A 13,240-nucleotide genomic window follows, 5' to 3' on the forward strand; every position below is an offset into this window, starting at 1 on the left:
CCGCAGGGCGGCCACGACAGACCGTAGGGATGGCGCGCTGTTGCTCTGCTTTTGTCTTGGATTATCTATGTGGCGTTCTATTGGTCGTTCTATTGCGTTGGCTATTGCTTCAGCAATAGAACGCCAATAGGAAAGGTATAAAGGTGAAAAGGTACAAAAGGGCAAAAAGCCAAGAGCATTCGCGCTACGCGCTCACCAGCTCGACCCCCTAAAGGGGGACCCCCACTCGCTGGGAAAGATCCAAAGCGGGTAATAACCCTGAGAGACAAGAGCACGAGCAATGATGGCTGACGCCAGTCTAAGGCCGCCCACTGGCGGCAATAATGATGGCTGCGCGACGCACTTGATGGCTCCCACTGGCGTGGGAGCCCCTACGATCGGCTTTTAAAAAAAGCGTCTCGCATGACTCCACGCAGTGAGGATTTTGTTCCAGGTGCGACCACCCGGCTCCCACTCCCAACAGGCGTTCCAGACTTTCGGGGATTGTTTACCACTGCGCCCCCTGCCCTCTTCGGCGTCTGGCGGTTGGTGGGTTTTAGGACAGTGACAGCGCCCGTGGTTGGGTTTTTACGCTGCCCTGCCATTGCCTTCTCGCCCTTGCGGGTCGCACCTAACCGGCTATACCGGCTGCCGTGAAGAGATCCCCTTGATCGGCAGCTATTACTTCCCGGGCCCAAAGCATCTTGATTCCAAGCGTCGGGAAGAGGTGTCGGGGGAGGCTGGAAGCTGGACAGACGGGAGTTTTCCCGACAGAATTGGCTTACCAGGTCTCGTTCCCCGCACCGAAAAGCAGAGATTCCCCGAGACCTTGGCCAGAGCGATTGCAGTCGCCGCTGGCCCGAATGAAACCCTGCCTTGGCAGGGTTTTTTCGTTTTAATGCTATGTATCTATTACCCAAAGATATTGCGTTTGCTCGCTCAGCGCAAACCCTGTGTCTTTCACAAGCTGCCGTGTGGGTCTGGCAGCTGTGCTGCCTACCAGCACGGTAGCCAACAAGGTCCACCGGACCGCGTTAGGGAATGGTCGGTTAAGTCTCATAAATAGCAGTAGACTGTAGGGCACCCTACAGACAGAACCCGACACTGCCCTACATGGCAAAATTAACCATCGGCCGCATGGCAAAACTCTACGGTTTACACCGTTCAACATTGCATGAGGCCGTGTCTAAAGGCCGCGTAACTGCTGGCCTAGACGGTAAAGGGCAAAAGGTTATCGACCTATCAGAAATGATCCGCGTTTATGGCGAACCACAGGGGATCACCCTACACCGCCCTACACTTGACCCGACACCCTCGCCCTACACTTCCCCTACACCTGAAATGGACGCCTTACACCCAGCCCTACACTCGTTGGTTGAAGAGGTTCGATTGCTGCGTGCAGAGATACAAGAGCTGCAACAATCACTTCGGCTGATCGAGCATAAACCTGAGCCTAAACCTGCATTGCCTCACAACGCGAAGCCAGGGGAAGCCCCTACTTGGGCAAATTTGCTCGACGCTCTCGATAACTAAAAGCCGTGGCCAGTTTCGCGGGCGCGAAACTTCATAGTTCCACCGCAAAGCCTCGCACGCCGAGCCCTTCGGCAAACCGCCCCACTGCCGTCAGGCTGGCCCAGGTACGAATCGCTTCGCGCCGTGAGCGCACCGCGATCAGCCGGGAGTGCGGCCCGCCGAGGCGTACCGAAAACGTCCACTTGGTGCGGCTAGCATCGCGGCCCACAACAAACTCCCTAACCGCGTTTTGTTGCACCAGGTGCTGCAGCGCGTCTTCGTGAATTCCTTCGCCAATCATTTATCGAGTACGACCGGCAAATGGCGTAGAACCGCTGCTAGCTCGCGCCAAGGGTGCTGTGCCACTTCCGCTGCGCCGATGCAACCTGCCACATGAGCAAAAGGAATGTCTGCCTCTTGGACGCTTTGGCAGACACCGCAAAGCGTGCACGTCACGCCTTCATACTCCAGAACCCATTGAATATGCCAACACGTTAGCCCGAGCTCTAAGCCGTAGTGAGCAGTGGAACCGTCACGGCTGCTCATTCTGGTACTACGCCAGACGGGCCGCCCAAGGTGGCCGCTTCACAGGCAAACGCTGCCGCCTGTGGTGGGGTCAGCGCTCCGGCGCTGACCACGGCGTTTAACCAGTCCCAGAGTCGAGTCACACAACGCGTCTGTTGCTCAGCCACTTCCTGCAGGTGATCCAGTAACTGCGCCTCCAACGTCTCGGTCGAGGTGGCCAGCATTTGCGGCTGCAGGTCCAAGGCGATGCGCTCGGCCAGTGCGGCAGCCGCAGGGGATAGCGTGCGCAGGTCGCGCAGACGGCGCTCATAATAGGGCGTGACGGGTAACGGCATGGCAGGGGTGTCCTTATCCGAGTCAGTGGCCCACCGTGCGTAAAACCACAGAGGTGGGGTCTGGCGTACCAGTGTAGGAGGGGTGTGGTTTCCGTGCCCAGAAAAAAAGGCCCCCACGACTCTCTCAAGTGTGGGGGCCTTTTGAACATAAGCGGCGATGACCGGAATGAGTAGGCGTGACCTCTCATTCTATCGGTACTGCTTGCTATGTATCTCATTTGAGATACATTGTGTGTTATTCACCCAGGAGGTCGTTATGGCTACCCAAACATCCATGCTGCATGTCCGTATCGATGATGACATCAAGGCTCAGGCCAACGCTGCGTTAGGCCACATGGGCATGAGTATGTCCGAAGCCGTGCGGATCTTTTTGCACCGCATTGCGGTTGATCAGGCTTTCCCGCTCGAACTAAAAGTTCCCAATGCGAAGACCCGCTTGGCTATGGCCGAAGCGGAAGAGATCGTGCGGACTAACAGTGCGCGCTTTGAATCAATTGACGAGCTGTTCGATGACCTCAAGAAAAACAGCGGCGAGTAAACGTGCGGCGTTACCTCGCGTGTCTGACTACGCGAAGACCTTCCTAAAAGATTGGGAGCGACTTTCCCGCTCCGGTCGTTTTGATCTTAACCGGCTCAAGGAAGTCATGATGCTGCTGGTCTCCAATGACGGAGCTTTAGCGCCTGAATGGTTAGACCATCCGTTAAAAGGCAACTGGGTTGGCTTTCGGGAGTGCCATGTTGGTGGAGATTTCCTGCTGATTTACCGCCTAGCTGCTGAAAGCAAACAAGAGCAAATCGTCTTCGTTCGAGCAGGAACCCACGCTGACCTTTTCGAGGAGTAGTAAAGGCACTGGGGGCTTCACATAAGCCCCGTTAGCTATTGAGGTAAAGCACGGTATAGCGTGGCGCGATGAACACCCAGAAGACGTGCAACCTCGGCCACTGACTGACCCTCATCGATCAACCGTCGCGCATGGGCTATCTGCTCAGGAGTCAGAACAGGCTTTGGCCCAAATCGAACGCCTTTTGCCTTTGCGGCAGCTCGACCAGCACTTGTGCGCTCACTAATAAGAGACCGCTCGAAATCAGCGATGCCAGCGAAGATGGTTAGAATCATGCGGCCAGCTGGAGACGTTGTGTCGGCCCATGGCTCAGCCAAGGAACGTAACCCGGCACCAATCTCTTTGAGCCGTTCAGCGATGTGCAACAGGTCTGTCGTAGACCTAGCCAAGCGATCTAATCGCGTCACAGTCAGCACATCACCTGGTCGCAAATGATCGAGCAACCGACTCAGTTCGGGACGGTCTTGCTTAGCCCCGCTGACCTTCTCTTCGAAAATACGCTGACACCCGTTTTGTCCTAGCGCAATCCGTTGCTGCTCCAGATCCTGACCTTGCGTCGAAACCCGAGCGTATCCGATCTGCTGACCTTCGTTTTCCATGAAGCACCTGTCGCATAACTTGTCGCAGGTAAATTACCATTCGCGACAGACTTATGCGACATATTGAGGCCAGCAGATCTTGGCTATGTCGGCTTGTCGCATAACTTAGGATTAGTGCGGCAATGGAAGCGGCAGCAACAGCCTTCTTCCTACGTCCCGAAGTTGTTATGCCCGACGCCAGTCGGTTGTAGTGCTTCAGGACTTAATGGTGTGCACCGTTATTTTGGAGGCTCCACGGTCTGATAGCTGTATTTCTTGCATCCGTTTGGTTGAACCAAATGACCTTGAGGAGTCCGACACGGATACCCGCGAGGACTACAAGAACTTGCTGCATACACTGACCACTTGATGAACACCATGGTGGCCATGGCCCAGTCCAAAGAGCTGACCAACCATAGCCTGCCGGGAGTCGGTTATGTGTTTGGCGGTCGCGACCACACCACTGTCTTTCGCGCATGAGACAAGATTACTCAGTCTCAAAAAATATGGTGAGCCTTATTAATTTGCACGATAAAAAATATTGACAAATTAAGATAATTATGGGTTGTGGTATAATCAAGCCTTTATAAACGAGGAAATACACGATGGCGATTACAGAGCAATTTAGTTTCGATTTTTCCGCCCCACTCATTGACGACCATTCGATTACTCAACCTTCTCCAGGTCGAGTTTTGGCTGTGCTCGAAACGCCCACCCTGTCCGCAGAGCAACCCCAGTATGGAGTTTTTCTGCCAAAGCGAATGCGGGATGAGATCAGCCGAAATAATGGTGGTCGAATTTCACAAGGACGTTCGCTATGACGGGCCATTCAGAATTCAACTCCATGCTGTCCACGCTCCTGACGATGCATGAGCAGGGAAAGCGTCCAGATAGCGCTTTTATCGAAGCAAATGCTGATGTTTTCGAGCAGCTTTGGGCCAAGGGGTTTGGTTGCTTTCGTATTACTCGAATGGTCGCGGGCAATATCATGTCCAGACCAATGTATTCGGGAGTGCTGACCCCTAGTGGCATCGCGGCGGCCAAGGCGCTTCAGCGGTAAGAGTCCACCAAGCTCAGGCTCAGGGTTGCTGATTTTAAATTGCCCTGGTGCCGCTGATAGACAACCAAGCCCGCTTAGACCGGGCTTTTTTATTTGTGACGATTGAACATAAGCGGCGTTATTCGAAATCAGCCATATAGCCCGGCAGGTTTCGCCTTCGCCTTGCCCAGCACATAGGCAACATGTGCCCTGCCTTCATTATTCGCCCCAGGCACCACAGCCAGCAATGTCCAGCCCTCGTTCAGCTTAACGTTGGCATTGGCTGCTCCAGCTACTTGCACGACCTCCACTGCGTCACTCATCTGCATCGGTACTGCTCCTTGTAGGTGATGGCACAGTGTAATCAGTTAGCAGGGGAAAGGTCGGGGGCTTTCCTGCTCAGATTTAGCGGCTAAAAATTGTGGCTGATCGACTGCTTAAGATAGTGATTTTCAAAACTGTAAAGAATCAAGGTGAGCGAAAACGTTGCTCACCCGCGCTGCTGAGGATCAGCGGTATGCAAGGGTTTTGAACAGATATGAAAACAATCATAAAGTGGGTTTTATGGGCCGGGAGACAACTGAAATGTGTGTCAGAGTCGATTTCAGTGTGTTTTATTTTTTGGGAGCTTTGGCGTTTTCTCCACAATATCTCCGTGTTTTAACCCATCAAAAGAACCCCGCTAAAAGCGGGGTTCTCTGATGAAATACGAAATTTCGCGCCCGAGAAAAATTTTAGCGGCTAAAAAATCCAGGCATGTTGCTAGTAGCAACACTCAAGTGCTCGGTAACGAAAACGTCGTTATTCGTAACGCGGCGGACTCACTCCGGACGGCGCTCGGCCATCGGTAACCCGCAGTTCAAGCACACATAGGAGGCATACCCCTTCACATCCTTAGGCCCAGTCTTTAGCCCTTGAGTTGAAACTTGCTCCCAGGCTTTCGAATAAGGCTGATCATTTTCACTAGTGGTCTCTACGCCTTGATGCCCGTTCTGACAGGCGAAATGTCGATAGGTGCGCATGGTCATGGCGGGGCTTCCTTTCAGGCGAAAAAGTTATTCCGATCAGGTGCAAAGTTTTTCGGTACTGACTCAGTGTAATCACTTGGCTGGACCAAGGAAGGGGGCTTTCATGGACTCGGTACGGCCGTTTTTATCCATGCGCCCTTTGGCGTCAAACGCCTGAGGAATATCTTTGCTTCAACGAAAGTTTCCGAATCGGAAACTTTGCCTGTTTTTGGAGCCCTCTAAGCGTCCTGTGACGCAGCCGCAGGGAATCGGAAGGGCCGACAAGCGCAGCGCATCAGTAACCGTATAACGGTACACAGCCGCTTAGTGGGGAGTTGTATCGTGAATTTGACGATAACAGCGTTATTCGAAAGACCAATTTTCTTAGCCTTTGGCTAACTAGTAGCTACTGCTGGTTAGATACGACCAGTTAGTAGCTAACTCTAATTGGCTACCGCTAACTAGTAGCTACTGCTGGTTAGCTACGACTAGCTAGTAGCTACTGCTGGTTAGCTACGACCAGTTAGTAGCTAACTCTAATTGGCTACCGCTACTAGTGACTACTGCTGGTTATCTATGGCTACTAATTACTCAATAAAGCATCGATAAATACGATTAAACATAGAAGACCAAAAAATAATTTATAAAATCTAATAAGAAGTGCACAAATTATAAAGTCAGTATATATTCACCTCGGGCAATCGCCCAGAACCGTCGATCCACTATGTGGATCTTCAAAAAACCCTAAGCTTTGGATTAATGCCATGAGCGTGAAATTTAATGATCGGAGAATTTACTATGGGCCCTGCGGTAGAGAAGTACGAAAAAGATGTAGTTAAGCAAATTGTAGATACGCTAAAAGCGTATCCAGAATTGGTACGAATGATCGCTGCAAATATGGATACATTCCATGTTCAAGATTCCGAGCATGACCTTAAGCCACCTTACTATTTCACCGGTTCGGATTCGCGCTATGCTGATCCAGACCAGAAGGTTGGCGTGTATTACGTAGGTTTCAGCAAGGAAGTCGCGATCGCAGAGTCCTTTCAGCCAGGCCAAGGCGTTGATGACCAACCAGTACGCCTGTCGGTGCTGGGGAAGAAGTCGCTACATCGCATGAAGACGGTCCGTATTCTGAACGTTGTGGACGTAGCCGGTCTCGCAAACCGTGCAACGCACCACAAAATACGGGATATCGTTCAGGCTAAGGGACAAGGCAAGGAAGGATATGCACTCACCCGGCTGATCAGTCAGGCGTGCATGCAGTTGGGTGTAGGGATCGATGGTCTGCTTTACCCGTCTGCTGTCTATTCCGTTACCGGCTCTATGGATGGGTGCAATCTGGTTCTCTTCGGAGAACGAGGGGCCCAAGTTGAATCGATCGAATATACACCTGTGACAAAGGTCGTATTATCGAACGGCGAAACGGCCATAGAGTTTTTGGATAGTATGGGGGTATCCCTGGAGTGAAACAAAACCGGGCCTCCATCCGGAGGCTCGGTTTACTGCCCAAGCTCGAACGCGTTTATAAAGTCACGTTTGATGATTTCAACGGCAGCGCTGTTATCTAGAAGCTCATAACGAGGTACCACATTTTCAGGTTCGCCAGGACTTGAAAAATCCATATTGCTAACCAAGTGTTGGACTAAAAAATTCATAGCCTCCGTATCAACTGGGTCAACCCCGAGATCTTTGATTAGCTTTGCAATAATCGATCGTGGTTTATTATCAGCGAATTGGAACGCAGGGTAGCCTTTACGACGATTGCTTGTGTTTGTATACGCCAGAAGCTGCCCAGCTTTAGTTTTTTGACTAAGGGCTTGCTTTGAAATTCCAAGAATTTCAGAGGCCTCACGAGCATCAAGCAGCTCACATCTGCTGGTAACCCGCTCATATGCACGCAGCTTCATTCTCGCAATCGCTTCTTGATTACGCGTATGAATGCTTCGTTCTTTATCAGCTTTTATTTTTGCAAGAGCGGCAAAAGCCTTGTCATCTGACAAGCTCGCAACCTTAAGCAATAAAGCTTCAGTTGCGCGGGAAAGCTGATCCTCAAACCGTTTACGCAATTCCGCTTTCACGGCCTCGACATCGCGGGTTGATGGCTGACTCTTTCCTGCTGTGGCAATTGACATGTTCTCTCCTTATAGAGGCCTCTTTAGGCCGCTATGGGGTATAACCTACCACATTTTTGTCAACTTGTCAACTTGTCAACCTGTTGAAGGCGCGCTGAATAAGATGTCTCCCCGGTAAAAATACCGATAAAAACGGTTATCGTGAGCTTTTTTAGATAAGGAACGGCCCCATGCTTAGCGTCCAGGTCACCATTGAAGAGTGGGACGGCGACGGCGCCCTACGTATCCCCGACGCTGCGCTGCAGGCGCTCGGTCTGGACGTCGGCGACAGCCTGTACATCGTAGAGGCCGACCCGGTGACTCAAACCTTGGTCTTATCGAAAGCCCCGAAAAAGCGCGAACTCCTCGATGACCTGGTGGAACAAGTGACAGGTGCGGGTCACGAAGAGGGGTGAGCTAAATCGTGGTATCACCCGGATCAACGAAGAGCAAAAGCATTCGCTACGCTCACCAGCTCGACCCCCTAAAGGGGGACCCCCACTCGCTGGAAAAGATCCAAAGCAGGTTATAACCCTGAAAGACAAGAGCACGAGCAATGATGGCTGACGCCAGTCTAGAGCCGCCAGTGGGCGGCAAGAATGCTGGCTGCGCGACGCTCTTGATGGCTCCCACTGGCGTGGGAGCCCCTACGATCAGCTTTTAAAAAAAGCGTCTCGCATGACTCCACGCAGTGAGGATTTTTCCTAGGTGCAGCCACCCAGCTCCCACTCCCAACAGGCGTTCCAGACTTTCGGGGATTGTTTACCACTGCGCCCCCTGCCCTCTTCGGCGTCTGGCGGTTGGTGGGTTTTAGGACAGTGACAGCGCCCGTGGTTGGGTTTTTACGCTGCCCTGCCATTGCCTTCTCGCCCTTGCGGGTCGCACCTAACCGGCTATACCGGCTGCCGTGAAGAGATCCCCTTGATCGGCAGCTATTACTTTCCCGGGCCCAAAGCATCTTGATTCCAAGCGTCGGGAAGAGGTGTCGGGGGAGGCTGGAAGCTGGACAGACGGGGGTTTTCCCGACAGAATTGGCTTACCAGGTCTCGTTCCCCGCACGCAAAGCAGAGATTCCCCGAGACCTTGGCCAGAGCGATTGCCGTCGCCGCTGGCCCGAATGAAACCCTGCCTTGGCAGGGTTTTTTCGTTTTAATGCTATGTATCTATCGCCCAAAGATATTGCGTTTGCTCGTCCAGCGCAAACCCTGTGTCTTTCACAATCTACCGTGTAGGTCTGGCAGCTTGACTGCCTAGCTGCACCGTAGCCTACAAGGTCCTCCGGACAGCATTAGTGAACGGTCGGTTATAGCAGTAGACTGTAGGGCACCCTACAGACAGAACCCGACACTGCCCTACATGGCAAAATTAACCATCGGCCGCATGGCAAAACTCTACGGTTTGCACCGTTCAACATTGCACGAGGCCGTGTCTAAAGGCCGCGTGACTGCTGGCCTGGACGGTAAAGGGCAAAAGGTTATCGACCTATCAGAAATGATCCGTGTCTATGGCGAACCACAGGGACTTCCCCTACACCGCCCTACACTTAACCCAACACCCTCGCCCTACACTTTCCCTACCTCTGAAATGGACGCCCTACACCCAGCCCTACAGCCGCTGATTGAGGAGGTTCGACTGCTGCGCACAGAGATACACGAATTACGTGAGTCACTTCGGCTGATTGAGTACAAGCCCGCCCCAAAACCTGTTTCGGCTCCGAGTACGAAACTAGGGGACACCGCTACTTGGGCGAATCTGCTCGACGCTCTAGATGACTGAAAGCCACCGTCAGTTTCGCGGGCGCGAAACTCCAACGAAGGTCAAAGCCTCTGTACCTGGAAAACCTTAGGAGCCCGTGACTTGGCCAAGTCTATTCAACGGCATGGACCAATAAACAAGCCATGATGCTGGTCGACTCCTCTGTGTTGTCTCTGTGTTGTCTCTGTGTTGTCTCTGTGTTGTCTCTGTGTTGTCTCTGTGTTGCCTCTGTGTTGCCTCTGTGTTGCCTCTGTGTTGTCTCTGTGTTGCCTCTGTGTTGCCTCTGTGTTGCCTCTGTGTTGCCTCTGTGTTGCCTGCTGCTATCTCTGTGATATCTACGAGCTACCTACGAGCTACCTAACTGCTTCTTTTGTGCTTTTGCTTTGTACGTCTACTTGTTTGTTTACAGCCTGTTTACATCCTGTTCACGACCTATTTACGGTTGTTTACAGCCTGTTTACGGTTGTTTACGACCTGTTATCTAGGGCCAATCGGGCAAGCCGATTGCGGAAAAATGACCCTCTGACCGTTTTCTCCTTAAAGAAAGGCGTTGTTTGAGTGCATTTTTTCCTCTCATCCTTAACTCAAAAAGCCACACACCATACGCACCCTAGGGTGCAGCTACAGGCCCCTATTTACATGGGCTGTAGACCAATAGGGCATTTATCGCTGTATTGAGAGACGACTACAGATTCCTCTGTAGGTCACGGTTTTATTGCTCTCAAGCGACTACACCTGCACTACAGCCTTCTCAAACAGATGATCCATTTTCGCGGACGCGAAAATGCCTAGGGGTAGCTCACTGGATGAGCTACCCCTAGGTCAAATCTGAACGCTAAGGGTCAAATTTGACCGTTAGCGTTCACGAGGAACTGAACCGGCAATGTCCAAATAACCTCGGCTAAACAGAGCGTATTTGTGTTTCAGCGCACTTTCCTTGCATGCAGAACGAAGCGGATTTTATATTTGAAAAGGCTACAGCTCGACGGCAAAACATTTGATGCCCTGGGCTTCGGCAAAGCGTCCCACAGCGGTCAAACTGGCCCACGTGCGCAACGCCTCACGGCGCGAACGCACCGGAAGCCAGCGCGATCCTGGACCACCCAGGCGAATCGCAAGACCCCATTTATCATCCTGCCGGCTGACCAACACTTCCCTCACCGCGCATGCCTCCAGCATGGCGCGTAGTGTTTCTTCCTGGATTCCTGCGCGCATCGTTATGGCCTCATATTTCGCGTCCGCGAAAATGAACGAAGGTGTGTTCATCCCAGGAAGATATCTACCAACCGGTGATGGCTATCTCACAGAATCAATCGTGGGTGTGTAAAGTACGGATGAACCCAGACGCCCCTATCGACGGCTCTACTCCGGGGCTTGTTACCGATTACACGTGCTACCGGCTGACAAATCCAGCCCGTCCGGTGTGTAAAGTACGGAAAAAACGGCCATCACCTATCAACCAAGGGATCGACTGCGCGTAAAACCCCTCACAGTAGGAATGGTAGGCCAGTCCCCCGCCCTCTGGCGTCCAGCAGATGCAAAAAAGCCCACCGGAGTGGGCTTTTTTGTGGGGGCCTTTTGAACATAAACGGCGTTATTCGCACTGGGTCGATGATAGTGAGTGCTCATAAATGATTAGCAAATAGTTGCGATATTCCACTGATAGTGGAATACTCAAATATGAGTAGACAACGTCTACATCGTAGACAACATCGTGTGGAGTGATAACATGGCCTCGCCTGTCCTGTCTTTTCGTGTGGAATCGGAGCTGATTAACCAGCTCGATCAGCTCGCTGAAGCAACTGATCGGGATCGTCAGTACCATCTCAAACGTGCATTGGCACGTTATGTAGAGTCAGAGTCCTGGCATTTTCGAGCGGTAGCCGAAGGGATCGCTGATGCTGAGGCAGGCAATCTAATCGACTTGGATGCCGTGAAGGCTAAGTGGGTGGCTCGTGCCGAAAATCGCATTAACCAGCAAAGCGGACAGTGACCTCGAAGGTATCTACGAGCATTACGAACCGCGTCTAGGTGCTGAAAAGGCCGAGGAAGTCATTTCCCAAGTGCTGGAAGCCATAACCCGACTGGAGACCTTTCCTCAGTTAGGGAAAGCCTCGGATATCCCTGATTGCCGAGAACTGATTATTTCGAAATACCCCTATCGATCTATTTACACGCGGAAGGGGGATACCATCCTGATATATCGAATTCTCCATCAGCACGCGGAACGCCCTGAAGATTGGTGAGTTCGGAAGCAAAAAATCCTGCCTTTTGGCGGGATTTTTTGTGTCCGACTTACATACGCGGCGTTATTGGAAGTCTTCGCCCTGCTCGCGGGCCTTCGCCTTCGCACGCTTGCGCTGCCCCCACCATTCTTCAAACAGAATGACCCCAAAAACCCCCGTCAGCACCGCCAACACTAGCCAGTCCCCCCACGACCACCCAACCCCGTACCAGCCGAAGACATCAAAGTGTCCCTTCTGGAAGCCCACGTACAGGAAATACACCACCGCCATAAGGCCCGCGTTACGGCAGGCACTGCCAAACGTCATACGCATTGCGACACCTTCTTGGCCCGTCCGGGCGGGTTCCTTTCTATTCGTTATGCGCTCCCGTGTTACTAGTAGCAACAACCGGTCTAACGATATTTTCGCGGCTAAAATCCGGCGGCAGCTCGAGCCCGCAATTTCATGACGGTTCGCGCTGAAAGTCCCCTAATGTCCTCGCCATGAAAAACCATGTGCGCCCGATGCGACTTGGTTTCCGCGTCCCAATCATCCAGATCATCGATCAGGAAGGCGTGATTGCCTAGGTACGCTGCCGCCAAGTCAGCGGCCAGGCTGCGGGCGGGTTCGCCTGCCGTTTCGAAAACCCAATCCAGAATGTCACTCATCTGCTCGGCGGGTGTCCGCGGCACAACACCTTTGGCCTGATCCTGGACGAATGCGTTGTAAAGAAGTGCGCCAGCCTCGGGATCTTCTGCAGGGTTGCCCGGGCAGAGCCTGGGCTCCCAGGGAATCTGATACATCGATTGGCCAAGTACGTCCTGCAGGACGTAATCCGACGGCTTTACCAAACGCTGCATGAGATGGCTCCTTAAAAAATCGCATGGTAGCGCATCCCGAGCAGCCAAAAGCTGCTCGGATAAACCGCCACCTCTGGTGGCGTGAACAGCCTGACAGACGCCTCCCGAGCCCACGAGGGGGGGGAGGAAAAATGGCCCCCAGGCCAAATTTTTCCGGTCTGCCCTGGTGAAGCCCGTTCAGGGCGTAACCAGGGTGCGAAGCATCCGGCCGCACCGCTTGCGTGCGCGTCAGGTGAAACCGGACCAACCTGGATTCGCGATGTAGCAGTCGAGAAAGGGACAAAGGACCGCAACGAGACGTCGCGCAATTGCAGAATGCAGGTTGGTCCGGCTTTGCCGGGCGCGCACGCGGGTGAATTTTCGAGACAAGCCCGTTCAGGGCGCAGGTGAGGAAAGAGGGTGGAGGCTCGCGCAGCGAGTCGGAACCCTGAAAGCCTGACGGGGCGCTCCCCCGGAAGGTTTGGGCGTC

Annotated in this window: 17 protein-coding genes and 1 pseudogene; 9 read left to right on the top strand and 9 right to left on the bottom strand. The window is 52.9% G+C overall.

Annotated features, from left to right (window positions below):
• The first annotated feature begins 1,092 nt into the window (after positions 1-1,092).
• Positions 1,093-1,512 carry a hypothetical protein gene (locus tag JQ848_RS22590; RefSeq protein WP_073510845.1) on the top strand — a complete coding sequence of 140 codons (420 nt, stop codon included), beginning with the start codon at positions 1,093-1,095 and terminating at the stop codon, positions 1,510-1,512.
• A 31-nt stretch (positions 1,513-1,543) separates the two neighbouring features.
• Here the strand turns inward: JQ848_RS22590 and JQ848_RS22595 are convergent, their stop codons facing one another.
• Together JQ848_RS22595 and JQ848_RS22600 are read right to left on the bottom strand one after the other, a co-directional pair.
• Entirely contained in the window at positions 1,544-1,792 is a 249-nt protein-coding gene (locus tag JQ848_RS22595) for a hypothetical protein (RefSeq protein ID WP_095003394.1), read from the bottom strand.
• A gap of 241 nt (positions 1,793-2,033) precedes the next feature.
• Positions 2,034-2,351 carry a hypothetical protein gene (locus JQ848_RS22600; protein WP_073510850.1) on the bottom strand — a complete coding sequence of 106 codons (318 nt, stop codon included), beginning with the start codon at positions 2,349-2,351 and terminating at the stop codon, positions 2,034-2,036.
• A 256-nt stretch (positions 2,352-2,607) separates the two neighbouring features.
• On the opposite strand from JQ848_RS22600, the gene JQ848_RS22605 reads away from it, so the two are divergent.
• Positions 2,608-2,889 carry a type II toxin-antitoxin system RelB/DinJ family antitoxin gene (locus tag JQ848_RS22605; protein WP_095021495.1) on the top strand — a complete coding sequence of 94 codons (282 nt, stop codon included), beginning with the start codon at positions 2,608-2,610 and terminating at the stop codon, positions 2,887-2,889.
• A complete protein-coding gene (locus JQ848_RS22610) occupies positions 2,861-3,193 on the top strand; it encodes a type II toxin-antitoxin system YafQ family toxin (RefSeq protein WP_095021494.1) in 333 nt (110 codons plus the stop codon). The genes JQ848_RS22605 and JQ848_RS22610 overlap by 29 nt, the downstream gene beginning before the upstream one ends.
• Positions 3,194-3,228: 35 nt before the next feature.
• Here the strand turns inward: JQ848_RS22610 and JQ848_RS22615 are convergent, their stop codons facing one another.
• On the bottom strand, positions 3,229-3,792 hold the full coding sequence (locus JQ848_RS22615) for a recombinase family protein (protein WP_095021493.1): 564 nt from the start codon (positions 3,790-3,792) through the stop codon (positions 3,229-3,231).
• A 360-nt stretch (positions 3,793-4,152) separates the two neighbouring features.
• Between JQ848_RS22615 and JQ848_RS22620 the strand changes: the two are divergent.
• Both JQ848_RS22620 and JQ848_RS22625 read left to right on the top strand, forming a co-directional pair.
• Positions 4,153-4,248 (top strand): annotated as a pseudogene (locus JQ848_RS22620) (helix-turn-helix domain-containing protein); the annotation flags it as partial.
• Positions 4,249-4,588: 340 nt separating this feature from the next.
• Entirely contained in the window at positions 4,589-4,831 is a 243-nt protein-coding gene (locus JQ848_RS22625; RefSeq protein WP_095008861.1) for a hypothetical protein, read from the top strand.
• A 128-nt stretch (positions 4,832-4,959) separates the two neighbouring features.
• Here JQ848_RS22625 and JQ848_RS22630 read toward each other — a convergent pair whose 3' ends face one another.
• Positions 4,960-5,139 carry a hypothetical protein gene (locus JQ848_RS22630; protein WP_095021492.1) on the bottom strand — a complete coding sequence of 60 codons (180 nt, stop codon included), beginning with the start codon at positions 5,137-5,139 and terminating at the stop codon, positions 4,960-4,962.
• A gap of 492 nt (positions 5,140-5,631) precedes the next feature.
• The gene (locus JQ848_RS22635; RefSeq protein WP_095021491.1) at positions 5,632-5,838 is read right to left on the bottom strand and encodes a hypothetical protein; all 207 of its coding nucleotides are present in this window, start codon (positions 5,836-5,838) and stop codon (positions 5,632-5,634) included.
• A 759-nt stretch (positions 5,839-6,597) separates the two neighbouring features.
• Here JQ848_RS22635 and JQ848_RS22640 point away from each other — a divergent pair.
• Positions 6,598-7,287 (top strand): RES family NAD+ phosphorylase, encoded by a 690-nt coding sequence (locus JQ848_RS22640; RefSeq protein ID WP_235972596.1) that lies wholly within the window; start codon positions 6,598-6,600, stop codon positions 7,285-7,287.
• A gap of 32 nt (positions 7,288-7,319) precedes the next feature.
• Here the strand turns inward: JQ848_RS22640 and JQ848_RS22645 are convergent, their stop codons facing one another.
• Positions 7,320-7,952 (bottom strand): hypothetical protein, encoded by a 633-nt coding sequence (locus tag JQ848_RS22645; RefSeq protein ID WP_179292929.1) that lies wholly within the window; start codon positions 7,950-7,952, stop codon positions 7,320-7,322.
• Between the two features lie 170 nt (positions 7,953-8,122).
• Between JQ848_RS22645 and JQ848_RS22650 the strand changes: the two genes are divergently transcribed.
• A complete protein-coding gene (locus JQ848_RS22650; protein WP_095021490.1) occupies positions 8,123-8,347 on the top strand; it encodes an AbrB/MazE/SpoVT family DNA-binding domain-containing protein in 225 nt (74 codons plus the stop codon).
• A gap of 2,314 nt (positions 8,348-10,661) precedes the next feature.
• On the opposite strand, the gene JQ848_RS22655 is transcribed toward JQ848_RS22650, so the two are convergent.
• Positions 10,662-10,907 (bottom strand): hypothetical protein, encoded by a 246-nt coding sequence (locus JQ848_RS22655; RefSeq protein WP_095021501.1) that lies wholly within the window; start codon positions 10,905-10,907, stop codon positions 10,662-10,664.
• A gap of 508 nt (positions 10,908-11,415) precedes the next feature.
• Between JQ848_RS22655 and JQ848_RS22660 the strand changes: the two genes are divergently transcribed.
• Complete coding sequence (locus JQ848_RS22660) at positions 11,416-11,679, top strand: CopG family ribbon-helix-helix protein (RefSeq protein ID WP_010657468.1); 264 nt, start codon at positions 11,416-11,418, stop codon at positions 11,677-11,679.
• Positions 11,642-11,932 (top strand): type II toxin-antitoxin system RelE/ParE family toxin, encoded by a 291-nt coding sequence (locus JQ848_RS22665; protein WP_084357101.1) that lies wholly within the window; start codon positions 11,642-11,644, stop codon positions 11,930-11,932. Before JQ848_RS22660 ends, JQ848_RS22665 begins: the two co-directional genes overlap by 38 nt.
• A 63-nt stretch (positions 11,933-11,995) precedes the next feature.
• Here the strand turns inward: JQ848_RS22665 and JQ848_RS22670 are convergent, their stop codons facing one another.
• Both JQ848_RS22670 and JQ848_RS22675 read right to left on the bottom strand, forming a co-directional pair.
• Complete coding sequence (locus tag JQ848_RS22670) at positions 11,996-12,244, bottom strand: hypothetical protein (RefSeq protein WP_010657470.1); 249 nt, start codon at positions 12,242-12,244, stop codon at positions 11,996-11,998.
• 98 nt (positions 12,245-12,342) lie between these two features.
• The gene (locus JQ848_RS22675; protein WP_010657471.1) at positions 12,343-12,771 is read right to left on the bottom strand and encodes a hypothetical protein; all 429 of its coding nucleotides are present in this window, start codon (positions 12,769-12,771) and stop codon (positions 12,343-12,345) included.
• Positions 12,772-13,240 lie beyond the last annotated feature (469 nt).

It is taken from the genome of Pseudomonas paraversuta (assembly GCF_904067025.1).
In the GTDB taxonomy this organism is placed as follows: domain Bacteria; phylum Pseudomonadota; class Gammaproteobacteria; order Pseudomonadales; family Pseudomonadaceae; genus Aquipseudomonas; species Aquipseudomonas paraversuta.

What these genes read in the sequence shown, in the direction of transcription:
- JQ848_RS22670 (WP_010657470.1), bottom strand. Translation starts at nt 12,244, where the DNA reads ATGCGTATGACGTTTGGCAGTGCCTGCCGTAACGCGGGCCTTATGGCG.
- JQ848_RS22600 (WP_073510850.1), bottom strand. Translation starts at nt 2,351, where the DNA reads ATGCCGTTACCCGTCACGCCCTATTATGAGCGCCGTCTGCGCGACCTG.
- JQ848_RS22590 (WP_073510845.1), top strand. Translation starts at nt 1,093, where the DNA reads ATGGCAAAATTAACCATCGGCCGCATGGCAAAACTCTACGGTTTACAC.
- JQ848_RS22650 (WP_095021490.1), top strand. Translation starts at nt 8,123, where the DNA reads ATGCTTAGCGTCCAGGTCACCATTGAAGAGTGGGACGGCGACGGCGCC.
- JQ848_RS22605 (WP_095021495.1), top strand. Translation starts at nt 2,608, where the DNA reads ATGGCTACCCAAACATCCATGCTGCATGTCCGTATCGATGATGACATC.
- JQ848_RS22660 (WP_010657468.1), top strand. Translation starts at nt 11,416, where the DNA reads ATGGCCTCGCCTGTCCTGTCTTTTCGTGTGGAATCGGAGCTGATTAAC.
- JQ848_RS22635 (WP_095021491.1), bottom strand. Translation starts at nt 5,838, where the DNA reads ATGACCATGCGCACCTATCGACATTTCGCCTGTCAGAACGGGCATCAA.
- JQ848_RS22610 (WP_095021494.1), top strand. Translation starts at nt 2,861, where the DNA reads ATGACCTCAAGAAAAACAGCGGCGAGTAAACGTGCGGCGTTACCTCGC.
- JQ848_RS22630 (WP_095021492.1), bottom strand. Translation starts at nt 5,139, where the DNA reads ATGCAGATGAGTGACGCAGTGGAGGTCGTGCAAGTAGCTGGAGCAGCC.
- JQ848_RS22675 (WP_010657471.1), bottom strand. Translation starts at nt 12,771, where the DNA reads ATGCAGCGTTTGGTAAAGCCGTCGGATTACGTCCTGCAGGACGTACTT.
- JQ848_RS22640 (WP_235972596.1), top strand. Translation starts at nt 6,598, where the DNA reads ATGATCGGAGAATTTACTATGGGCCCTGCGGTAGAGAAGTACGAAAAA.
- JQ848_RS22595 (WP_095003394.1), bottom strand. Translation starts at nt 1,792, where the DNA reads ATGATTGGCGAAGGAATTCACGAAGACGCGCTGCAGCACCTGGTGCAA.
- JQ848_RS22625 (WP_095008861.1), top strand. Translation starts at nt 4,589, where the DNA reads ATGACGGGCCATTCAGAATTCAACTCCATGCTGTCCACGCTCCTGACG.
- JQ848_RS22615 (WP_095021493.1), bottom strand. Translation starts at nt 3,792, where the DNA reads ATGGAAAACGAAGGTCAGCAGATCGGATACGCTCGGGTTTCGACGCAA.
- JQ848_RS22645 (WP_179292929.1), bottom strand. Translation starts at nt 7,952, where the DNA reads ATGTCAATTGCCACAGCAGGAAAGAGTCAGCCATCAACCCGCGATGTC.